Origin of the sequence: Pseudomonas peradeniyensis (assembly GCF_014268935.2) — a bacterium.
Lineage (GTDB): Bacteria > Pseudomonadota > Gammaproteobacteria > Pseudomonadales > Pseudomonadaceae > Aquipseudomonas > Aquipseudomonas peradeniyensis.
In genome coordinates, this window is the sequence record NZ_JABWRJ020000001.1 from 1,162,748 (window position 1) to 1,187,704 (window position 24,957).

Below are 24,957 nucleotides of genomic sequence, written 5' to 3' on the forward strand. Positions count from 1 at the left end.
GAGGCCTTGCCCGGCAGCCTGGCAAGGCGTTTCCACGCACAGCTGCCGACGGTCGAGCTGCACAACCTGTATGGCCCGACCGAGGCGGCGGTGGATGTCAGCGCCTGGCACTGCGTGACGGCGCCGGACAACACGCCGATCGGCAAGCCGATCGCCAATACCGCGCTGTATGTCCTGGATGCCCAGGGCCAGCCGGTGCCGGTGGGCGTGGCCGGCGAGCTGTACATCGGTGGCGTGCAGGTGGCACGGGGTTATCTCAACCGCGAGCAACTGACCGCTGAGCGCTTCCTCGATGATCCGTTCTCGCTCAGGACCGGTGGCCGGATGTACCGCACCGGCGACCTGGCCCGCTACCTGGCCGATGGCAACCTGGAATACCTCGGGCGCAACGACGACCAGGTGAAGATCCGCGGCCTGCGGATCGAACTGGGTGAGATCCAGGCTTGCCTGACCCGTATCGAAGGGGTCAAGGAGGCGGTGGTGCTGGCCCGCGAGCAGCGCCTGGTGGCGTACTACACCGGCGCCCGGCAGGCGCCGGACACGCTGCGCGCAGCGCTGCTGGGCCAATTGCCGGAGTTCATGGTGCCGGCTTCGTTCACCCACCTCGAGGCGCTGCCGCTGAGCCCCAACGGCAAGCTCGACCGCAAGGCGCTGCCGCAGCCGGAAACCACGCAGCAGGCCTATGAGGCGCCGCAAGGCGAAGTCGAGACCCTGCTGGCGCAGCTGTGGAGCGAACTGCTGGGCGTGGACCGGGTCGGTCGTCATGACAACTTCTTCGAGCTCGGCGGCCACTCGCTGCTGGCCGTGACCCTGACCGCGCGCATGCGCCAGGCCGGCCTGGCGGCGGATGTGCGGGTACTGTTCGGCCAGCCGAGCCTGGCCGCGCTGGCGGCGGCGGTGGGCGGCGAGGTGACGCTGGAGGTGCCGGCCAACCGTATCCCGGCGGGTTGCACACGCATCAGCCCCGACATGCTGCCGTTGGCGACGTTGGAGCAGGCCGCGCTCGACAGCCTGGTGCAGAGAATTCCCGGCGGCGCGGCCAATATCCAGGATCTGTACGCCCTGGCGCCGTTGCAACAGGGCATTCTCTACCACCACCTGGCCAGCGCCGAGATCGACCCCTATGTACTGCAACTGAACTTCGCCTTTGCCGGCCAAGCCGAGCTGGAGGCCTTCGTCGCGGCGCTGAACCAGGTCATCGCCCGTCACGACATCCTGCGCACCAGCGTGCACTGGCAGGGGCTCGACGAAGCGGTGCAGGTGGTCTGGCGCGAGGCGCGCCTGGACCTTGAGCCGGCACTGGACAGCCCGCGCCTGGACCTGGGGCGCGCACCGTTGATGCACCTGAGCAGCCATGTGGAAAAGGGCCGCTTGCAGGCGACCCTGCTGCTGCACCATATCCTCCTCGACCACGCTGCCATGGAACTGCTGGTGGCCGAGGTCGGCGACGCGCTGCTGGGGCGCATGCCCGAGGGCGACAGCGTGCCGTACCGCAACTATGTGGCCCAGGCGCGCCTGCGTGACGACAGCCAGGCGCAGGAGGCGCTGTTCCGCGAACTGCTGGGCGATATCGACGAGCCGACCGAAGTGTTCGGCCTGCGCGGGGCGCGGGGCGACGGCAGCCACGTGCTCGACCACCGCGAGCGGTTGGACGAGCCGCTGGCCCTGCGCTTGCGCCAGCAGGCACGATTGCTGGGGATCAGCGTCGCCAGCCTGGTGCACCAGGCCTGGGGGCAGGTGCTGGCGCAGCTGTCCGGCCGCGAGGAAGTCGTGTTTGGCACCGTTCTGCTCGGTCGCCTGCAGGGCGGCGAGGGCGCCGAGCGGGCGTTGGGCATGTTCATCAATACCTTGCCGCTGCGGGTCAGCGTGGGGGGGCTGGATGTGGTCGACGGCGTGCGCCTGACCCACCAACGCCTGGCGCGCCTGCTGGCCCATGAGCAGGCGTCCCTGGCCCTGGCCCAGCGCTGCAGCGGCGTGCCGGCCTCCCAGGCGCTGTTCACCAGCCTGCTCAACTACCGCCACAGCGCGGCCACTGGGGCGCAGCGCGCACAGGCCTGGCAGGGCATCGAACTGCTGGCCGCCCATGAGCGCAGCAACTACCCGCTGGTGGTCAGCGTCGACGACCTGGGCGACGGTTTCATCCTGACCGTGCAGGCCGTGCCGCAAGTGGAGGGGGCATTGGTCTGCCAGTTGCTGCAGACGGCCCTGGCGCGGTTGGCCGATACCCTGGCGGACACGCCGGCGGCGCCGTTGAACCGTATCAACGCCTTGCCGGACGCCGAGCGCGAGCGCGTGGCGCGGCAGTTCAACGCGACCCGTCGCGATTATCCCCGCGACCTGCCGGTGCATGCCCTGTTCGAGGCGCAAGCCAAGGCCAGCCCGGATGCACTGGCAGTGGCCCATGGCACGCGGCGCTGGAGCTACCAGGCGCTCGACCGGCAGGCCAGCCGGCTGGCCGGGTACCTGCTGGAGCAGGGCGTACAAGCGGGTGACCGGGTAGCCTTGCTGCTGCCACGTTCGTTCGATCTGCTGGCGGCCCAGCTGGCCGTAAGCAAATGCGCGGCGGTGTTCGTGCCGCTGGACGGCAACGCGCCGGCCGAGCGCCAGGCGTTCATGGTGAACGACAGCCAGGCGCGGCTGGTGCTGACCCACAGCGACCAGCCGCAAGTGGAGGGCGCGCGTCGGGTCGAGCTCGACCGCCTCGACCTGAGCGGTTACGCCGATGCGCCGCTGGGCCTGGCGGTGGACGCCGGCAGCGCGGCGTACATCATGTACACCTCCGGCTCCACCGGCACGCCGAAGGGCGTGCAGGTGCCGCACCGGGCCATCGTGCGCCTGGTGATCAACAACGGCTTTGCCGATTTCAACAGCCAGGACCGCGTGGCCTTTGCTTCCAACCCGGCGTTCGACGCCAGCACCCTGGAAGTCTGGGCGCCGTTGCTCAATGGCGGCGCGGTGGTGGTGATCGACCAGGACCAGGTGCTGTCGCGCCAGGACCTGTGTGAGGTCCTGCTGGAGCAGGGCGTCACCGTGCTGTGGCTGACCGCTGGCCTGTTCCATCAGTTCGCCGATGACCTGCTGGCGGCGTTCCGTGGCCTGCGCTACCTGATGGTCGGTGGCGATGTGCTGGACCCGGCGGTGATCGCCCGGGTACTGCGCGAAGGCGCGCCGCAACACCTGCTCAATGGCTACGGCCCGACCGAGGCCACCACCTTCAGCACTACCCACGAAATCACCGAGGTGGGCGAGGGCAGCATCCCGATTGGCAAACCGATCGGCAACAGCCGCTGCTACGTGCTCGATGCCCGCCAGCAACTGCTGCCGGTAGGGGCGGTGGGCGAGTTGTACATTGCCGGTGACGGCGTGGCCCTGGGGTATCTGGGGCAGCCGGAGCTGACGGCTGAGCGCTTCCTGCCGGATCCGTTCAACGGCGGCACGATGTACCGCAGTGGCGACCTGGTGAGCTGGCAGGCCGACGGCACCCTGCGTTACCTGGGCCGTGCCGACCAGCAGATCAAGCTGCGTGGCTTCCGTATCGAACTGGGCGAGATCGAGGCGCGCCTGGGCGAATGCCCGGGTGTGCGTGAGGCCGCCGTGATCGTGCGTGAGGACGCGCCGGGCGATAAGCGCCTGGTGGCCTATTTCACGGGCCAACAGGCGATTGCCGAACTGCACCAGCAACTGCAAGGCCAACTGCCGGACTACATGCTGCCGTCGGCCTACGTGCGCCTGGACGCGCTGCCGCTGACCGCCAACGGCAAGCTCGACCGCCGCGCCTTGCCTCAGCCGGGCAGCGACGCGTTGGTCAGCCGTGCCTTCGAGGCGCCGCAAGGTGAGATCGAAACCGCGCTGGCCATGATCTGGGCCGAGGTGCTCAAGGTCGAGCAGGTTGGTCGACATGACCACTTCTTCGAACTAGGCGGCCACTCGCTGTTGGCGGTGAGCCTGATCGAGCGCATGCGCAAGGCCGGCCTGGATGCCGACGTGCGCGTGCTGTTCGCCCAGCCGACCCTGGCCGCGTTGGCGGCGGCGGTGGGCTCGGGACGTGAGATCGAGGTGCCGGCCAACCGGGTCCCTAGCGATGCGATACACATCACGCCGGACATGCTCAGCCTGATCGAGCTGGACCAGGCCAGCATCGACCGTATCGTCGCCGGTGTGCCGGGTGGTACGGCCAACGTGCAGGAAATCTACCCGCTGGCGCCGCTTCAGGAAGGCATCCTCTACCATCACCTCAGTGCCGAGCAGGGTGACCCATACCTGCTGCAGACCCGCCTGGCCTTCGACAGCCTGGATCGGTTGCAGGCCTGCGCCGATGCCCTGCAACAGGTCATCGACCGCCACGACATCCTGCGCACCTCGGTGGTCTGGGAAGGGCTGGGCGAGCCGGTGCAGGTGGTCTGGCGCCAGGCCCAGCTGGCAGTCAGCGAAGTCACCGGGCTGGGCGAAGACGCGGTGATCGAGCGGTTGCACGCGCACTTCGATGCCCGCCTGCAGCGGCTGGACCTGACCCAGGCGCCGCTGTTGCGCCTGACCTACGCTCTGGACCCGGCCCTGCAACGGGTGGTGGCCGTCCTGCACTTCCACCACCTGGCCCTGGACCACACGGCGATGGAGGTGATCGTCCACGAACTGCAGGCGATCCTTTCCGGTCGCCAGCACCTGTTGAGCGCGCCCGTGCCGTACCGCACCTACGTGGCCCAGGTTCGCCTGGGCGCCGCCGAGGCGGGGCACGAGGCGTTCTTCCGCGACATGCTCGGCGATGTCGACGAGCCGACCTTGCCGATGGGCCTGGCCGATGTGCAGGGCGACGGGCGCGATATCGAGGAGTCGCGCCTGCCGCTGGATCCGGCCTTGTCGCGCCGGGTGCGCGAGCAGGCAAGGGCCCTCGGGGTCAGTGCCGCGAGCCTGATGCACCTGGCCTGGGCCCGCGTGGTGGGCGTGCTGGCGGGGCGCGGTGACGTGGTATTCGGCACCGTGCTGATGGGCCGCCTGCAAGGCGGCGACGGCGCCGACCGGGCGCTGGGGGTGTTCATCAATACCTTGCCGCTGCGCATCGACACTGCCAAGGGCGCCCGCGCCGCGGTGCAGGCCACCCACCAGCGGCTGTCGGCGCTGCTCGGGCATGAGCATGCGTCGTTGGCGTTGGCCCAGCGTTGCAGCGGCGTGCCGGCCTCGGCGCCGCTGTTCAGTGCCTTGCTCAACTACCGCCACAGTCCGACGGATACGGCCAGTGTGGATGCCGCAAGCTTCCAGGGCATGCATCAGCTGGGCGGTGAAGAGCGCAGCAACTACCCGCTGACCCTGAGTGTGGACGACCACGGGGAAGGCTTCAGCCTGAGCGTGCTGGCCCAGTTGGGGATCGGTGCCGAACGGGTCGCAGGTTGGATGACCGCTGCCGTGAGCCAGTTGATCCAGGCGTTGGAGCAGGGTGGCGCGGCGCAGGTCGACAGGCTGCCCATCCTCGACGGCACGCAGCGGCGCCAGGTGCTCGAAGGTTTCAATGCCACGGACATGGACTACCCACAAGGGCAGACCGTGCACGCGTTGGTCGAGGCCCAAGCGCCTGAAGCATTGGCCGTTGTTCAGGGTGAGCTGAGTCTGAGCTACGGCGAACTCAACGAGCGTGCCAACCGGCTGGCTCATCACCTGATCGAGCGTGGCGTGGTCCTGGGGGATCGTGTGGCACTGTGCCTGGAACGTGGCCCGCAACGGATGGTGGCGATGCTGGCCGTGCTCAAGGCCGGCGCGGCGTATGTACCGGTCGATCCGGGCTATCCGGCGCCGCGGATTGCCTATTTGCTCAGCGACAGTGCGCCGGCGCTGGTGCTGGTCGAAGCGGCCACCGAAGCGTTGGTCGGCGATGCAGCCAAAGTCAGGCTGGATGGCGATGACTGGCTCGACCAGACGGCCAGCAACCCTGTGGTTGTGGGGCTGGACGAGAATCAGCTGGCCTATGTGATCTACACCTCCGGCTCCACCGGGCAGCCCAAGGGGGTGATGGTCGAGCACCGCACCCTGGCCAACCTGATCCACTGGCATTGCCAGACCTTCGAGTTGGGCGAGGGCAGCCACACCTCCAGCGTCGCGGGCTTCGGCTTCGATGCCATGGCCTGGGAAGCCTGGCCGGCGCTGTGCACCGGAGCGGTGCTGCACCTGCCGCCGGCGTCCATCGGTGGCGAGCATGTCGATGAACTGCTCGACTGGTGGCTGGAGCAGCCACTGCAAGTGAGCTTCCTGCCGACACCGGTCGCCGAGCAGGCGCTGCGCCGCGCACGCCAGCACCCGACCCTGCGCACGCTGCTGGTCGGCGGTGATCGCCTGCGCCAGTTTGACCGCGATCCGGGCTTTGCCCTGGTCAACAACTATGGCCCGACCGAGACCACCGTGGTGGCGACGTCGGGGCAACTGCAACCGGGCGGTGCGCTGCATATCGGCAAGCCGACCGCCAACACCCGCGTCTATGTACTGGACGAGCAACGCCAGCCCGTGCCGGTGGGGGTAACCGGTGAGCTGTACATCGGTGGCGCCCAGGTCGCCCGAGGCTACTTCAACCGTCCTGAGCTGACTGCCGAGCGCTTTGTCGACGATCCGTTCAACGGTGGCCGGATGTACCGTACCGGTGACCTGGTGCGTTGGAACGCCGACGGCACGCTGGACTACCAGGGCCGCAATGACGACCAGGTGAAGATCCGTGGCGTACGGGTCGAGCTGGGCGAGATCGAGGCCGCGCTGAAGGCCCAGCCGGGCATTGCGGATGCCGTGGTGCTGGTGCGTGACGAGCGTCTGCTGGCGTGGTTCACCGAAACTGCTGCGGTTGATCTCGACACCCTGCGCCAAGGCCTGCAAGCCAGCCTTCCGGGCCACTTGATACCGCAAGCCTTCATCCGCCTGAGCGAGTTGCCACTGACCAGCCACGGCAAACTGGACCGCAAGGCGCTGCCGGACCCTGATCCTGCAGCCCTGGCAGGCCAGGCCTATGTCGCCCCGATCGGCGCGACCGAGGAGGCCATGTCTGCAATCTGGGCTGAAGTCCTGGGTATCGAACAGGTCGGTCGCCACGATAACTTCTTCGAACTCGGCGGTCACTCGCTGCTGGCGGTAAGCCTCACCGCGCGCCTGCGCCAGGCCGGCCTGCAGGCCGATGTGCGCACCCTGTTCGGCCAGCCGACCGTGGCGGCGCTGGCGGCGACCCTGGGCCATGGCCGCCAGGTCGAGGTCCCGGCCAACCGGATCCCGGCCGGTTGCACCCAGATCACCCCGGACATGCTGCCGCTGGTGGAACTGGAACCGGCCGCCATCGAGCGCATCGTCGCCACGGTGCCGGGCGGTGCGGCCAACGTGCAGGACATCTACCCGCTGGCGCCGTTGCAGGAAGGCATCCTTTACCACCACCTCAGCTCGCCGGAGCACGATCCCTATGTGCTGCAATCGCGCATGGCCTTCGCCAGCCGTGACCGGCTGCACGCCTTCGTCGATGCCCTGGGCAAGGTCATCGCCCGTCATGACGTGCTGCGTACTTCAGTGCTGTGGGACGGCCTGCCGCAGGCATTGCAGGTAGTCTGGCGCCAGGCTGGGCTGGCGCTGTTCGAGGTGGCCGACGAGACTGCGGTGCCCCATGCCCTGGCCCTCGACCAGGCACCACTGGTGCGCCTGTACCACTGGCCGGACGCGCAGGGCGCCGGGCGGCAGGCCGTGTTGCAGTTCCACCATATCGTCCTCGACCATACCGCGCTGGATGTGCTCGGCCGGGAACTGGTCGGCTATCTGCAAGGTGCGCCGGTGCCCGCCGAACAGGGCGCGCCGTACCGTAACTACGTGGCCCAGGCGCGGCTGGGCGTCAGCCAGGCCGAGCACGAGGCGTTCTTCCGCGAGCAGTTGGGTGATATCGACGAGCCGACCCTGCCGTTCGGCCTGGGTGATGTGCAGGTCGATGGCCTCGGCATCGAAGAGGCCCAGCTGTGGCTGGACGAAACCCTGGCCACCGGTCTGCGTCAGCAGGCCCGGCAGCTGGGCATCAGCGTCGCCAGCCTGTTCCACCTGGCCTATGCCCGCCTGCTGGCCGCCGCCAGTGGCCGTGACAGCGTGGTATTCGGCACCGTGCTGCTCGGTCGCCTGGAAGGCGGAGCGGGAGCGGACCAGGCGCTGGGCATGTTCATCAACACCTTGCCGCTGCGCCTGGACCTTGCAGGCCTCGACCTGCAGGACGCCGTGCGCCTGACCCAGCAGCGCCTGAGCGCCTTGCTCGCCCACGAGCACGCCTCGTTGGCCCTGGCCCAGCGTTGCAGTGGCGTGCCGGCCCCGGCGCCGCTGTTCAGCGCCATGCTCAACTACCGCCACGGCAGCCAGGCGGACGAGGATCAGCGCCAGGCCCTGCAGGGCATCGAGACCCTGGACAGCAACGAGCGCAGCAACTATCCGCTGAGCCTGAGCGTGGACGATATCGGCGAGCGCTTCCGACTGGTCGCCCTGGCCCCGGCGGAGGTTGGCGCCGCGCGTGTCTGCGAGCAGATGCGCCGGGTGCTGGAGGCCATGGCCGAGGCCTTGGCCCATCAGCCACGGCAAGCGCTGTTGCAACTGCCAGTGCTGTCGGCCGAGGAGCGCGACCAGCTGGTGCACGACTTCAACCGCACGGCGCAGCCCCACGACCTGACCCGGACCCTCCAGGAACTGTTCGAGGCCCAGGCCTTGCGTAGGCCTGAGGCCGTTGCGCTCAGCGCCGAGCAGGGTGAACTCAACTATGAGCAGCTCAACGCCCAGGCCAACCGCCTGGCCCATCACCTGATCGCGCTGGGCGTGCGGCCCGACGACCGGGTGGCGATCTGTGTCGAGCGCGGTTTGTCGCTGGTGGTCGGCCTGCTGGCCATCCTCAAGGCCGGTGGCGCCTATGTGCCGCTCGACCCTGACTATCCGGCCGAACGGATCCGCCACATGCTGGTCGACAGCCAGCCACGGGCGGTCCTGGTGCAGGCGGCCACCCGGGTGCTGATGGGGGATCTGCCACTGACGCAGGTCGATCTCGACCAGGCGGACTGGACCCGTCAGCCAAGCCACAACCCGCAGGTGCCGGGCCTGACCGCCGCCAACCTGGCCTATGTGATCTACACCTCCGGCTCCACCGGGCTGCCCAAGGGGGTGATGGTCGAGCACCGCAACGTGGTCAACCTGGTGCACTGGAGCGCCGGGCTGTTCCCGGGCGGGGGCGCGCTACTGCACAAGACCCCGGTGAGCTTCGACGCCTCGGTGTGGGAGCTGTTCTGGCCGCTGTGCAGCGGCGTGCGCCTGGTGCTGGCGCGCCCGGACGGCCAGCGTGACCCGCAGTACCTGGCCGAGCTGATCCGCCAGCAGCAGGTCGGCGTGGTGCAGTTCGTGCCAGCGCTGCTGCAGCAGTTCCTCGAACATGACGCCAGCGCGGACTGCGACAGCCTCAGCGATATCGTCTGCGGCGGTGGCGAGCTGACCGAGGCCCTGGTGCGCCAGGTGCGCGAGCGCCTGCCACGGGCAAGGCTGCACAACGTCTATGGGCCGACCGAGACCACGGTCGATTGCAGCATCTGCACCTTGCACCCGCAGGATCCGCTGACACCGGGCGCGCTGCCCATCGGTCGGCCGATCGACAACACCCGGCTGTACGTGCTCGATGGCCACGACCAGCCCGTGCCATTGGGTGTCGCCGGCCAACTGCATATCGGCGGCGCCGGGGTGGCGCGTGGCTACCTGGGGTTGCCGGAGCAACAGGCCGAACGCTTCATCGCCAGCCCGTTCGCCGACGGCGAGCGCCTGTACCGCAGTGGCGATCGGGTACGCCAGCGCCCTGACGGCAGCCTCGAGTTCCTCGGCCGCACCGACCACCAGATCAAGCTGCGCGGCCTGCGCATCGAGCCGGGCGAGATCGAGGCCTGTCTCACCCGGATACCCGGGGTCCGTGAAGCCGTGGTGCTGGTGCACGACGCCCAGCCAGCCGGCCCGCGCCTGGTGGCCTACGTCACCGGCGACGTGCCGCCCGCCGAGGCCCTGCGCGAGGTGCTGCTGGGGCAACTGCCCGAGTACATGGTACCGGCGCTGTTCATGGCCCTCGACGCCTTGCCGCTGACCCCCAATGGCAAGCTCGACCGCAAGGCGTTGCCGCAGCCGGACCTGCCGGCGCGTGCCTACGAGGCGCCGCTGGGCGACACCGAACAGCTGCTGGCGCGCATCTGGGGCGAGCTGCTGGGCGTGGAGCGGGTAGGGCGCCACGACAACTTCTTCGAACTGGGCGGCCACTCACTGCTGGCCGTGACCCTCACCTCGCGCCTGCGCGAGGCGGGCCTGGAGGCCGACGTGCGCAGCCTGTTCGAACACCCGACGCTGGCAGGCTATGCCGCCATCACAGACAGAATGGAGATCGTCCTGTGAGCATCAACGAACTACTGGCGACCCTGGCCGCCAACAATGTCCAGCTGGCCCTCAAGGATGGCCAACTGGTGGTCCAGGGCAATCGCCAGGCCCTGAGCGACGCCGCGCTGGTGGCGCGGCTGCGCGAACACAAGCCGGCGCTGCTGGGGATGCTCGAACGTGGCGAGTACGTGGCGGCGCGCCAGGGCAGCGTCGAGGTACCGGAAAACCGCATCCCGGCAGGCTGCACGCGGATCACCCCGGCCATGCTCAGCCTGGTCGAACTCGACCAGGCCAGCATCGACCAGTTGGTTGAGGGCGTGCCCGGCGGCGCGGCCAATGTGCAGGATATCTACCCGCTGGTGCCGTTGCAGCAAGGCATGCTGTTCCACCATGCCAGCGCCGGCGACCACGATCCCTACGTGATGCAGGCGCGCTTCGTGTTCGCCAGCAGCGCCCGGGTCGAGGCCTTCGCCCAGGCCCTGCAAGGGGTGATCGACCGTCACGACATCCTGCGCACCTCGGTGCACTGGAAGACACTCGAAACGGCGGTGCAGGTGGTCTGGCGCCAGGCCCGCCTGCGGGTCACCCAACTGGCCGAGGGCCAGCTGCCGGACAGCGGCTTCGACCTGACCCAGGCACCGTTGATCCGCCTGCAATGCCAGGCGGCGCAGGCGGACGGGCAGGTCCATGCGACCCTGCAGTTCCACCACGTGGCCATGGACCACAGCGCGCTTGAGGTGGTGCGTCACGAGATGCTGGCCTTCCTGCTTGGCGAAAGTGCCCGGCTGGGCCGTCCGCTGCCGTTCCGCAACCATGTGGCCCAGGCCCTGCTGGGCGTCGGCGAGGCCGAGCACGAGGCGTTCTTCCGCGACATGCTCGGCGGCGTGGACGCGCCGACCCTGGCCTATGGCCTGGCCGATGTGCAGGGGGATGGCGCGGCGCTGAACGAGCACGCGCTGGACCTCGACCTGGCGCTGTGCCGCGGGCTGCGTGCCCAGGCCCGCAGCCAGGGGGTGAGCGTCGCCAGCCTGTTCCACCTGGCCTGGGCGCGGGTGCTGGGCGGCCTGACCGGGCGCGACCAGGTGGTGTTCGGCACCGTGCTGATGGGCCGCCTGCAAGGCGCCGAGGCCACCGACCGGGCGCTGGGCATCTTCATCAACACGCTGCCGTTGCGGGTGGACCTGGACGATGCCGACCTGGCCTGCGCGATCAAGGCCACCCACCAGCGCCTGAGCACGCTGATGCGCCATGAGCACGCGCCCCTGGCCCTGGCCCAGCGCTGCAGCGGCGTGGCGGCGCCGACGCCGCTGTTCAACGCCTTGCTCAACTACCGCCACAGCGCGGCCTCGGGCTCCGAAGCGGTGCTGCGCGCCGGCTGGGCCGGGATCGAGATCGTGCACGCCGCCGAAGCCACCAACTACCCCTTGACCCTGAGTGTCGACGACTTCGGCGAAGCCTTGCGCCTGACCCTGCTGGCCAGCCCCGAGGTGCCGGCACGGCGCGTCTGCGCCTACCTGGAGCAGACCCTGCGCAGCCTGCTTGCGGCGACGCCCACCGCTGAAGTCAGGGCGCTGCCGATGGTGCCTGGCGACGAGCGTGAGGAGCTGCTGGAAACCTTCAACCAGACCCCGGGCATCGAACAGTCGCACGGCCCGTTGCATCGGCGTATCGAGGCCGTGGCCCAGGCCCATCCCCACACCCTGGCCGCCACTGCCAATGACCAGTCGCTGACTTATCAGCAACTGAACCAGTGCGCCAATGCCCTGGCCCACCACCTGATCGGCCTGGGCGTGCGCCCCGACGACCGCGTGGCAGTGTTCGCCCGCCGCGGCCTGGACACGCTGATTGGCCTGGTCGCGGTGCTCAAGGCCGGCGCCGGCTACGTGCCGGTGGACCCGGCCCACCCGGACGAGCGGGTGCGCTACCTGCTCGACGACAGCGCGCCAGTGGCCGTGCTGACCCAACAAGCGTTGCGCGGCCGCCTGGATGGGATCACGGTGCCCGTGCTGGCGCTTGATCAGGCTGACTGGCCGCAGCGGCTGGATGATCCAGCCGTCGCCGACCTGGGACCGGAACACCTGGCCTACGTGATCTACACCTCGGGCTCCACCGGGCAGCCCAAGGGGGTGATGGTCGAGCACCGCACCTTGAACAACCTGGTGGACTGGCACTGCCGGGCCTTCGACCTGTGCCTGGGCCGGCACACTTCGAGCCTGGCCGGCTTCGGCTTCGACGCCATGGCCTGGGAGGTCTGGCCGGCGTTGTGCGCCGGGGCCACCCTGCACCTGGCACCCGCCGGCGAGGGCCATGAGGACCTCGATGCGTTGCTGGCCTGGTGGCGTGCCCAGCCACTGGATGTCAGCTTCCTGCCGACGCCGGTGGCCGAATACGCCTTCAGCCATCAGCTCGGGCACCCGACCCTGCGTACCCTGCTGATCGGCGGCGATCGCCTGCGCCAGTTCAACCGCACCCAGACCTTTGCCGTGGTCAACAACTACGGCCCGACCGAGACCACCGTGGTGGCCAGTTCCGGGGTGGTGGAGGCGGGGGGCGCGCTGCACATCGGCGGCCCCGTGGACAATGCCCGCCTGTACGTGCTCGACGCCGGGTTGCAGCCCGTGCCATTGGGCGTGGCGGGCGAGCTGTACATTGGCGGCGCCGGGGTCGCCCGTGGCTACCTTGGCCGCCCGCAGCTGACCGCCGAGCGTTTCCTCGACGATCCGTTCGCGGCAACGCCGGGCGCGCGCATGTACCGTACCGGCGACCTGGTGCGCTGGCTGGCCGACGGCACCCTCGACTACCTGGGGCGCAACGACGACCAGGTGAAGATTCGCGGGGTGCGTATCGAGTTGGGCGAGATCGAGAGCCGCCTGAACAGCCTGCCGGGCATCGGCGAGGCCGTGGTGGTGGCCCGCGAGGACCAGCCGGGCCAGCCGCGCCTGGTGGCCTACTTCACCGCGCAAGCCGGCCTCGAGGCACCCTTGCCCGAGCACCTGCGCACGCAACTGCTTGCCCATCTGCCGGAGTACATGGTGCCGGTGGCCTTCGTCGCCCTGGAGGCGCTGCCGCTGACCGCCAACGGCAAGCTCGACCGCCGCGCCTTGCCGGCGCCGGAGCGTTCGGCGCTGTTCGAGCGTGGCTATGTGGCCCCTGAGGGTGAACTGGAAAGCGCCCTGGCCCAGCTGTGGGCCGAACTGCTGCAGGTGGAGCGGGTTGGCCGGCATGACCATTTCTTCGCCCTGGGTGGCCATTCGCTGCTGGCCATGCGCATGGTGTCCCAGGTGCGCCTGCGGCTCGGCGTCGAGCTGACCCTGGCCGAGTTGTTCGCCAACCCCGAACTGACCGGTGTGGCCCAGGTGCTGACGAGCGCCGGGCACAGCGCGCTGCCGGCCATCGTCGCGGTGTCCCGCGAGCAGCCCCTGCCGTTGTCGTTCGCCCAGCAGCGCCTGTGGTTCCTGGCCCAGCTGGAGGGCGGCAGTCAGGCCTACAACGTGCCGTTGGCCCTGGGCCTGCGCGGCGCGCTGGATGCCGACGCGCTGGAGCGTGCCTTGCTGTGCATCGTCGCGCGCCATGAGGGCCTGCGCAGCCGCTTCGTGCCCGCAGGCGACAGCGCCGAGGTGCATATCGCCGACAGACCGCAACCAGGCTGGCTGCGGCGCCTGAGCCTGGCGCCCGATGACCTGGCCGCGCACCTGCAGGCCGAGGCCAGCGCGCCGTTCGACCTGGTCGAGGGGCCATTGCTGCGCGCCAGCCTGCTGCGTCTGGAGGATCAGCACCATGTGCTGCTGCTGACCTTGCACCATATTGTCGCCGACGGCTGGTCCCTCGGCGTGCTGACCCGTGAGCTGGGTGCGCTGTACCCGGCCATGTGCCAGGGCCTGGACGATCCGTTGCCGACCCTAGGGATCCAGTACGGCGACTATGCCGTGTGGCAGCGGCGCTGGCTGGCCGGTGAGCAGCTGCAACGCCAGGCCGACTACTGGCGCCAGGCCCTGGACGGCGCGCCGACCCTGCTGAGCCTGCCGAGTGATCGGCCACGACCGCCACGCCAGGACTTCAGCGGCGCCAGCCTGGCGCTGCAGCTGGATGCGCGTCTCGGTGCCGGCCTGCGGACCCTGGCCCAGCGGCATCAGGCGACCCTGTACATGGTGCTGCTCAGTGCCTGGGCCGCGACCTTGGCACGTCTGTCCGGCCAGAATGAGGTCGTGGTGGGCTGCCCGGTGGCCGGACGCGGCCATGCCGAGCTGGAGCCGCTGGTGGGGTTGTTCGTCAACACCCTGGCGCTGCGCATCGACACGTCGGGTGCGCCGAGCAGCGAGCGCCTGCTGGCCCAGGTCAAGGCCCGCCTGCTCGACGCCCAGGCGCATCAGGACCTGCCGTTCGAGCAGGTGGTGGAGATCGTCCGCCCGGCGCGCAGCCTCGGCCATACGCCGTTGTTCCAGACCACTCTCAACTGGCTGGCCACCGAGGGCGCCGCGCCGAGCCTGGCGGGTTTGCGTCTGGAGGGCGTGGCCCAGGCCAGCCAGGTGGCCAAGTTCGACCTGTCGCTGAGCATGGGCGAGCAGGGCGAGGCGCTGGTCGGCAGCCTCGAGTACGCCACGGCGCTGTTCGATGAAAGCAGCGTGCACCGTTTCGCCGGTTACTTCGAGCGCCTGCTGCGGGCCATGGTCGCCAACGACCAGGCGCCCCTGGCCGAGGTCGAACTGGTCGGTGACGTCGAACGCCGGCGCCTGCTGCATACCTTCAACGGCAGCGCCCGGGCATTCCCGGTCGACCAGACCCTGCCGACCCTGATCGAGGCCCAGGCGGCCCGTGCCCCGCAGGCGCTGGCCGCCGTGGCCGGCGATGCACGCCTGAGCTACGGCGAGCTGAACCAGCGCGCCAACGCCCTGGCCCATCACCTGATCGAACGCGGCGTGGGGCCGGACGACCGGGTCGCGGTGGTCGCCCGGCGCGGGCTGGACACCCTGGTGGCGCTGCTGGCGGTGCTCAAGGCCGGTGGCGCCTATGTACCCGTGGACCCGGCGCATCCGGATGAGCGCCTGCGTTACCTGCTCGAGGACAGCGCCCCCGTTGTGGTCCTGGCCCAGCAGGCGCTGCTGGCGCGCCTGGACGGGCTGACCGTGCCTGTGCTGGCCCTGGACCGGCCGGACTGGCCGGCGCGTACGGACAATCCCGAGCTGCCCGGCCTGCTGGCCAGCCACCTGGCCTACGTGATCTACACCTCCGGTTCCACCGGGCAGCCCAAGGGCGTGATGGTCGAGCACCGTACCCTGGCCAACCTGGTGCACTGGCACTGCAAGGCCTTCGAGCTGGGCGTCGGCGAGCACACCGCCAGCGTCGCCGGCTTCGGCTTCGATGCCATGGCCTGGGAGGTCTGGCCGGCCCTGTGCGCGGGCGCGGTGCTGCACCTGCCGCCGGCCGAGCTGGGCAACGAGCAGCTCGACGGGCTGCTGGCCTGGTGGCTGGAGCAACCGCTGAAGGTGGCCTTCCTGCCGACACCGATCGCCGAATATGCCTTCACCCAGGGGTTGCGCCATCCGACCCTGCGCACCCTGCTGATCGGTGGCGACCGTCTGCGCCAGTTCACCAGCGACCCGGGCTGCGTGGTGGTCAACAACTACGGTCCCACCGAAGCGACGGTGGTCGCCACCTCCGGGCTGGTGCTGCCGGGCGGGGCGCTGGACATCGGCCGGCCGATCGCCAATGCCCGGGTCTACCTGCTGGACGAGGCGCGGCAACTGGTACCGTGCGGCGTGACTGGCGAGCTCTACGTGGGCGGTGCCGGGGTGGCGCGGGGCTATCTGAACCGCGCGCAACTGACGGCCGAGCGCTTCCTCGACGACCCGTTCAGCGAGCAGCCCGGCGCACGCATGTACCGCACCGGTGACCTGGCCCGCTGGAACGCCGACGGCACCCTGGACTACCTGGGCCGCAACGACGACCAGGTGAAGGTGCGCGGCCTGCGCATCGAACTGGGCGAGATCGAGGCACAACTGCTGGCCTTGCCCGGCGTCGCCGAAGCGCTGGTGCTGGCCCGCGAGGACCAGCCCGGCCAGCCGCGCCTGGTTGCCTACTACATTGCCGGCCCTGAGGCGCAGCCGGTCGGCGCCCTGCGCGCCGCCCTGCAACAGCGTCTGCCGGCTTACATGGTACCTGCCGCGCTGGTGCGCCTGGATGCCTGGCCATTGACCGCCAACGGCAAGGTCGACCGTCGGGCGCTGCCGTTGCCCGAGCGCGAGGCATCGGCCAGCCAGGCCCACGAGGCCGCCGAGGGCGCCCTGGAAACGGCCCTGGCCGAGCTGTGGTGCGAGCTGCTGCAGCTGCAGCGGGTAGGGCGCCAGGACCGCTTCTTCGAACTGGGCGGCCATTCGCTGCTGGCCATGCGCATGGTCGGCCAGGTGCGTGCACGCCTCGGCCGTGAGCTGTCGCTGGGCGAGCTGTTCGGTGACGACCGCCTGCTGGCGGTGGCGGCGACCCTGGCCGAGCGCGGCGGCGAGGTGCTGCCGGCCATCGAGCCGACGCCCCGTGGCCAGTCCCTGCCGCTGTCGTTCGCCCAGCAGCGCCTGTGGTTCCTGGCGCAGGTGGACGATGCCAGCGCCGCCTACCATATTCCCCTGGGCCTGGCCATGCGCGGCCCGCTGGACCGTGCGGCGCTGGAGCGGGCACTGGCGCGCATCATCGAGCGTCATGAAAGCCTGCGCAGCCACTTCACCCAGGAAGGCGCCGAGGCGCGGGTGCGGGTGGCCCCAGGGCGTGGCGGCTTCGCCCTGGCCTGGCATGACCTGCGCGGCGCCGCGCAGCAGTTGCCCGAACTGATGCAGGCCGAGGCGCTGCTGCCCTTCGACCTGGCGCACCAGTTACCGGTGCGTGGCCGCCTGCTGTGCCTGGCGGCGGAGCATCATGTGCTGCTGCTGACCTTGCACCATATCGTCGCCGACGGCTGGTCGATGGGCGTGTTCACCCAGGAGCTGGCGGCGCTGTACCAAGCCTTCAGCGAAGGGCGTGACGACCCGCTGCCGGCGCTGGCGATCCAGTATGGCGACTACGCCCTGTGGCAGCGCCGCTGGCTGGCCGGCGAGGCGCTGCAGCGCCAGGGCGAATATTGGCAACAGGCACTGGCCGGCGCGCCGGTGCTGCTGACCCTGCCCACCGACCGGCCACGGCCGGCCCGCCAGGACTATCAGGGTGACCGGGTCGAGATACGTTTGGACCGGCGTCTGAGCGAAGACCTCAGGGCGCTGTGCCTGCGCCATGGCGTCACCCCGTTCATGCTGTTCGGCGCCGCCTGGGCGGTGCTGCTGGCGCGCCTGTCCGGCCAGGCCGAGGTGGTGATCGGCACACCGGTGGCCAACCGTCGGCAGGCCGAGGTCGAAGGGCTGATCGGGTTGTTCGTCAACTCCCTGGCCCTGCGCATCGATACCGCCGGACTGCCCGATGTCGGCGCGCTGCTGGCCCGGGTCAAGGCCTGCGTCAGCCAGGCCCAGGACCATCAGGACCTGCCGTTCGAACAGGTGGTGGAACTGCTGCACCCGCCGCGCAGCCTGGCCCATACCCCGCTGTACCAGGTGTCGCTGGCCTGGAACGGCGTGCCGGGCGAGGCCTTGCAGCTGGGCGACCTGCAACTGGAGGCGCTGGGCGGCGCGCAGATCTTCGCCAAGTTCGACCTGACCCTGAGCCTGGGCGAGACCGCCGACGGCTACGGCGGCGCCCTGGAGTTCGCCACGGCGCTGTTCGACCGGGCGACCATCGAACGCCATGTCGGCTACCTGGAGCAATTGCTGTGGGCGATGGTCGGCAGCGACCAGGCGGTGCCGGCGAAGGTCGAACTGCTGGGCGCCGCCGAGCGTCGCCAGGAGCTGGTGACCTGCAATGCCAGCGAATTGGTCGGCGGCCTGCAGCAACCGGTGCAGGCGTTGTTCGAGGCGCAGGTGGCGCGTATGCCGCAGGCGTTGGCGGTGCAGGCCGAGGACGGCCAGATGAGCTACCGGCAGCTGAACGAGGCGGCCAACCGCCTGGCCCATCAGCTGATCGCCCAGGGCGTGGTCGCCGACAGCCGCGTCGCGGTGTGCCTGGCCCGTGGGCCGCAGCTGCTGGTCGGGCTGCTGGCGGTGCTCAAGGCCGGCGGCGCCTACGTGCCGTTGGACCCGGGCTACCCCGACGAGCGCCTGGCCTACATGCTTGCCGACAGCGCGCCGCTGGCATTGCTGGTGGATGCCGGCAGCCGCGGGCGCTTCGTCGACAGCGCGGTACCGCGCCTGGACCTCGACCAGCCGACCTGGACCGGCCAGTCGCCGGACAATCCGCAGGTGAGCGGCCTGGGTGCCCGCCACCTGGCCTACGTGATCTACACCTCCGGCTCCACCGGCACGCCGAAAGGGGTGATGGTCGAGCACCGCAGCCTGTGCAACCTGGTGCACTGGAGCTCGCGGCTGATCGCCCCGACCGTCGAGGGCGCGCTGCTGCACAAGACCCCGGTGAGCTTCGACGCCTCGGTGTGGGAATTGTTCTGGCCACTGTGCGCCGGCCTGCGCCTGGTGCTGGCGCGACCGGACGGCCAGCGCGATCCGGCCTACCTGGCGGCGCTGATCCAGCGCCAGCAGGTCAGCGTGGTGCAGTTCGTGCCGGCGCTGCTGCAGCAGTTCCTCGCCCTTGAGGCCAGCGCGGCCTGCGACAGCCTCACCGATATCGTCTGCGGCGGCGGCGAGCTGACCACGACGTTGCTGCACCAGGTGCGCGAGCGCCTGCCGCAGGTACGCCTGCACAACGTCTATGGCCCGACCGAGGCCACCGTCGATTGCAGCGCCTGGACCCTGGAGCCCGGGCAGCCGCTGCCTGAAAGCGCGCCACCGATTGGCCGGCCGATCGCCAATACCCGGCTGTACGTGCTCGATCGCAACGGCCTGCCGGTGCCCCGTGGCGTGGTGGGCGAACTGCACATCGGCGGCGTCGGCGTGGCCCGTGGCTACCTGGGCCTGGCGGAACTGGACGCCGAGCGCTTCGGCGACAGCCCGTTCGTGGTCGGCGAGCGCCTGTACCGCAGCGGCGACCTGGTGCGCCGTCGCGCCGACGGCGAGCTGGAGTTCCTCGGCCGCGACGACTTCCAGGTCAAGCTGCATGGCTTGCGCATCGAGTTGGGCGAGATCGAGGCCTGCCTGGCCAGTCATCCCGCCATTCGTGAAGTGGCGGTGCTGCTGCGTGGCGAGCGGCTGGTCGCCTGGTTCACCGCCCACGACGACGCGCCCGGGATCGAGGCGCTGCGCCGGCATGCCCTGGCGCGGCTGCCGGACTACATGGTGCCGTCGGCCTATGTGGCGATGCCGGCCATGCCGTTGACCGCCAACGGCAAGCTCGACCGCCAGGCACTGCCCGAGCCCGGCGCCGAGGCCGTGCTCAGCCGTGCCTACGAGGCGCCGCAAGGGGAAGCCGAAACCCATCTGGCGGCGCTGTGGGCCGAGTTGCTGAACGTGCCGAGGGTAGGGCGCCAGGACCACTTCTTCGAACTGGGTGGCCACTCGCTGCTGGCGGTGACCCTGATCGCCCGCCTGCGTGCCGAAGGCCTGGAGGCGGATATCCGCGTGTTGTTCGCCGAGCCGACCCTGGCCGCCCTGGCCGCGACCCTGGGCCAGCATGGCGGGAGCCGGGTGCCGGCCAACCGTATTGGCGCCGACTGCCGACGCATCACACCGGACCTGCTGGCGCTGGTGGCGCTGGAGCAGGCGGCCATCGACCGCATCGTCGCCCAGGTCCCGGGCGGCGCCGCCAACGTGCAGGACATCTACCCGCTGGGGCCGCTGCAGGCGGGGATTCTCTACCACCACCTGGCCAGCGAGGGGGATGATCCGTACCTGTTGCAGGCGCGTTTCGCCGTGGCCGACCGCGCGCGGCTGGAGGCGCTGCAGCGGGCCTTGGACCAGGTGATCGCCCGTCACGATATCCTGCGTTCCTCGCTGTACTGGGACGGCCTCGCCGAGCCCGTACAGGTGGTATGGCGCCAGGCATCGCTGCCGGTTCAGGAGGTGACGGCGGAGGCGCCTAAGGTCTTGCGCCTGGACCTGACCCGCGCACCCATGCTGCGCTTGCTGCACAGCCAGGACCCGGCCAGCGGGCGCATCACCGCGACCCTGCTGTTCCACCACCTGGTCATGGACCACGTGGCCCAGGATGTGCTGCGCGCCGAACTGCAGGCCTGCCTGCTCGGCGAGCAGCGCCAGTTGCCCGCGCCGGTGCCGTACCGCAACTACATCGCCCAGGTGCTGCAGGGTGCGGGCGAGGCCGAGCACGAGGCGTTCTTCCGCGAACAGCTGGGCGACATCGACGAGCCGACCTTGCCCTATGGCCCGCATCCGCTGGCCCATCAGGGCGCCGAGGCCGAAGCCCGGATCCTGCTGGACGACGGGCTGGCGCGACGCCTGCGCGAGCAGGCGCGATTGCTGGGTGTCGGTGCCGCCAGCCTGATGCACCTGGCCTGGGGGATGGTGCTGGGGCAGTTGTCGGGGCGCGACAGCGTGGTGTTCGGCACCGTGCTGCTCGGTCGCCTGCAGGGTGGCGAAGGCGTGGAGCGCGCCTTGGGCGTGTTCATCAACACCTTGCCGCTACGCCTGGAGGTGGGTCGCCTGCCGGTGCGCGAGGCGCTGCTCGACACTCACCGCCGGCTTACCGGGCTGCTGGTGCACGAGCATGCGCAACTGGCCCTGGCCCAGCGTTGCAGCGCGCTGCCGCCCGGCGCGCCGCTGTTCAGCGCCTTGCTCAACTACCGGCATAGCGCCACGGCCCTGGTCCGTGACAGTGCGGCCGGGCGTGCCTGGGAAGGCATCGAGCTGCTGCATGCCGAGGAACGCAGCAACTACCCGCTGGCCTTGAGCATCGACGACCTGGGCGAAGGCTTCGGCCTGACCGCGCAGTGTGCGCCGGGCCTGGATGCGCGACGGCTGTGCGGTTATCTGCAGCAGGCCCTGGAAAACCTGGTCGAGGCCCTGACCGAGGATCCCGAACGAGGCCTGGAACGGCTGGATATCGTGCCAGCCGGGGAGCGCCAGCGGCTGCTGGTGGGCTTTAACGCCACGCAACGTGATTACCCGCGAGCGTTGCCGGTGCAGCGCCTGTTCGAGCAGCAGGTGGCGCGGCACCCGCTGGCGCTGGCGGCGCGCCATGATGAACGCCAGCTCACCTATGGCGAGCTCAACGAGCAAGCCAACCGCCTGGCCCACTGGCTGATCGGCGAGGGCGTGGCGGCAGGTGACCCAGTGGCGATCCTGCTGCCGCGTTCGTTGCCCTTGCTGGTGGCGCAGTTGGCCGTGCTCAAGTGCGCGGCCATCTACGTGCCGCTGGACATCAACGCCCCGGCCGAACGCCAGGCGTTCATGGTCCAGGACTGCCAGGCCGTGGCGCTACTGACCCTCGGCAGCCTGGCGGCGGACTGCGAGGCGCGGCGCATCGACCTGGACTGCCTGGTCCTCGACGACCAGCCGGCGCACAACCCGAACCTCGCGCAGGACGCCGACGCGGTGGCCTATGTGATGTACACCTCCGGCTCCACCGGTACGCCGAAGGGCGTGCGGGTAACCCATCGCGGCATTACCCGGCTGGTGCTGAACAACGGCTATGCCGACTTCGACGCCAACGACTGTTTCGCCTTTGTTTCCAACCCGGCGTTCGATGCCGCCACCCTGGATGTCTGGGGCGGCCTGCTCAACGGCGGTCAGGTGCTGGTGATCGATCACCAGACCCTGGTCGAGCCGGCGCAGTTCGCCACCGCGTTGCGCCAGGGCGGCGCCAGCGTGATGTTCGTCACCACGGCGCTGTTCAACCAGTACGTGCAGCTGATCCCCGAGGCCCTGGCCGGGCTGCGGGTCCTGCTGTGCGGCGGCGAGCGCGGCGAGCCCGCCAGCTTCCGGGCGTTGCTGGCGCGGGCGCCGAGCCTGCGCCTGGTGCACTGCTACGGGCCCACCGAGACCACGACCTTTGCCACCGCCTGCACCGTGCGGGCCGTGGCCGACGGCGCCGAGCATGTGCCGATCGGCGGCCCGATCGGCAACACCACGGCCTATGTCCTCGATGCGCACGGGCGCCTGTTGCCCGAAGGCGTGACCGGCGAGCTGTACATTGGCGGCGACGGCGTCGCTCTGGGCTACCTGAATCGCCCGCAACTGACGGCCGAGCGTTTCCTCGACGACCCGTTCGGTGCTGGGCCCGGCGCGAGGTTGTACCGCACCGGCGACCTGGCCCGCTGGCGTGATGACGGCCAGCTGGAATGCCTGGGACGCACCGACGATCAGGTGAAGATCCGTGGCTTCCGTATCGAGCTGGGCGAGATCGAGCAGCACCTGGCCCAGTGCCCGGGCGTGGACGAAGTCGTGGTCATGGCCCTGCGCCTGGAGCAGGGACCGCTGCGCCTGGTGGCCTGGTACACCCGCACCGACACGGCCCTCGACGGCGTGGCGTTGCGCGGCTTCCTGCGCGAGCGGCTGCCGGAGTACATGCTGCCGGCGGCGTTCGTCGCGCTCGAGGCGTTGCCGTTGACCAACAATGGCAAGGTCGACCGCCGGGCGCTGCCGCTGCCGGGCGCGCAGGACCTGGCCGTGGCGGTGTTCGAGGCCGCTGCAACACCGGTGGAACAGGCATTGGCCGCGCTGTGGGCGCAGGTACTGGAGGTCGAGCGGGTGGGGCGGCATGACAGCTTCTTCGAACTGGGCGGGCATTCGCTGTCGGCGATCCGCCTGGTGGGCGAGATGCGCCAGGCCGGCCTGCACACGACCCTGGCGGAGCTGTTCCAGCACCCGACCATCGCCACCCTGGCAGTGCGCCTGGGCGAGGGTGCGGACGAGGACGAAGGCCTGGTCACGGTGCGCGCCGCAGGCAGCCAGCCTGCATTGTTCCTGATCCACGAGTTCAGTGGCCTGGACCTGTACTTCCCGGTCCTGGGGCGGCATATCGAAGGTGATTTCCCCGTCTACGGCCTGGCTGGCGTCGCCCCCGGGGAAGCGCAGCTGAACACCATGGAGTGCCTGGCGGCACGCCTGGTACGGCGGATCCGCGCCGTGCAGCCGCACGGGCCGTATCGGCTGGCCGGCTGGTCGTTCGGTGGCGTGCTGGCCTACGAGGTGGCCGCGCAGTTGCTGGGCGCGGACGAGCCGGTGGCCTTCGTCGGCCTGATCGACACCTACGTGCCGCGTCTGAGCGACCAGGGCAAGGCACGTTGGCAAGGGCCGCACCTGCTGCAAGGGCAGCTGTTGCTGCATTGCCGGGTGCACTGGCAGGCCCAGGGCGAGGCGGGGGCCGCGCAGTTGGCCGAGATCGAGGCATTGCAGCCCGGAGCGCTGGCGTTCGACGCGCTGCTCGCCCACTGCCGTGAGCGGCAACTGCTGGTGCCCGGCCTGGTCCAGGCCAGCGATGGGCAATTGCGCCACTTCTTCGAGCGTCACCTGGCCCATGGGCATGCCCTGGCCCACTACCGCCTGGCACCGTTGCCGGTGCCGCTGCACCTGTTCGTGGCCGAGCAGCGCAGCGCCGGCATTGCCACCGACAGCGCGACCCTGGGTTGGGCAGAGGCCTTGCCGGGGCAGGCGTTGCATTGCCTGAGCGTGCCGGGCGATCACCAGAGCATGGTGCAGGATCCGCAGGCGGCGGTGCTGGGCCAGGCGATCGCGCAGGCGTTGCAGGCTTCTGCCGGCGGCGTTGCGCCGACGCACCAGCCGCTGCTGGCGATCCAGAGCGGCACGCCGTCCCATGTCCCGGTGTTCTGCGTGCCGGGGGCCGGCGACAGCGTGACCAGCTTTATCGGCCTGGCCGAGGCGCTGGGGCCGGACTGGCCGGTGCATGGCCTGCAGGCCCGGGGCCTGGCCGTGGGCGAGGTGCCGCACAGCGCCGTGGAGGCCGCCGCCGACTGCCATGTCCGGGCCATCGAGGCGCTGTACCCCGAAGGCCCGTTGAACCTGGTCGGACATTCGTTCGGTGGCTGGGTGGCCCATGCCATGGCGCTACGCCTGCAGGCCAAGGGGCGCGAAGTGCGCTCCCTGACCCTGATCGACAGCGAGGCGCCGGGCGCGGGGGGCAGTTGCGGCAAGCCGTACACCTTTACCCAGGCCCTGCAGCGGCTGATCGAGTCGTTGCAGCTGTCCACCGGCAAGTCGTTGGGCATCGAGCCTGCGGCCTTTGCCGAAGCTGACGATCAGGAGCAACTGCGCCAGTTGCACGCGGCCATGGTGCGGGTCGGCCTGATGCCGTCGCGTTCTTCGGCGCAGGCGCTCGAGGGCGTGGTGCGGACCTTCGCCACGGCCCTGCGCACGGTGTACCGTCCCGAGGGCGGGTTCAACGGCCTGGCGCGGCTGGTGCTGGTGGCTGATCCGAGCCTGGACCTCGCCGGCAACCAGCGCGAGCAGCAGGTCATGGAGGAGGGCTGGCGCGATTGGCTGCCGCAACTGGAGGTATGGCAGGGGCCGGGCAACCACTTCAGCATCCTCAAGGTGCCGGATGTGTTCAGCCTGGCCGCCTGGTGGCATGACGGCCAGGCCCTGTATCACGGCAAGGTGAAGCAGTAACACCGTCGTGGGGGGGGGGCATGCCCGCGCCCACGGGACC

The 24,957-nt window shown here is 70.1% G+C and carries 2 protein-coding genes (1 of these 2 running past the window's edge); both read left to right on the plus strand.

Going from position 1 to position 24,957, the window contains the following annotated elements:
• Positions 1-10,395 carry the final stretch of a non-ribosomal peptide synthase/polyketide synthase gene (locus HU751_RS05135; protein ID WP_217862533.1) on the plus strand. Its footprint begins 15,057 nt before the window's first position, so the window shows 10,395 of its 25,452 coding nt (coding positions 15,058-25,452); its start codon lies off the left edge, out of view; the stop codon is at positions 10,393-10,395.
• Entirely contained in the window at positions 10,392-24,917 is a 14,526-nt protein-coding gene (locus HU751_RS05140) for a non-ribosomal peptide synthetase (protein ID WP_186735415.1), read from the plus strand. Before HU751_RS05135 ends, HU751_RS05140 begins: the two co-directional genes overlap by 4 nt.
• Positions 24,918-24,957: the final 40 nt, after the last annotated feature.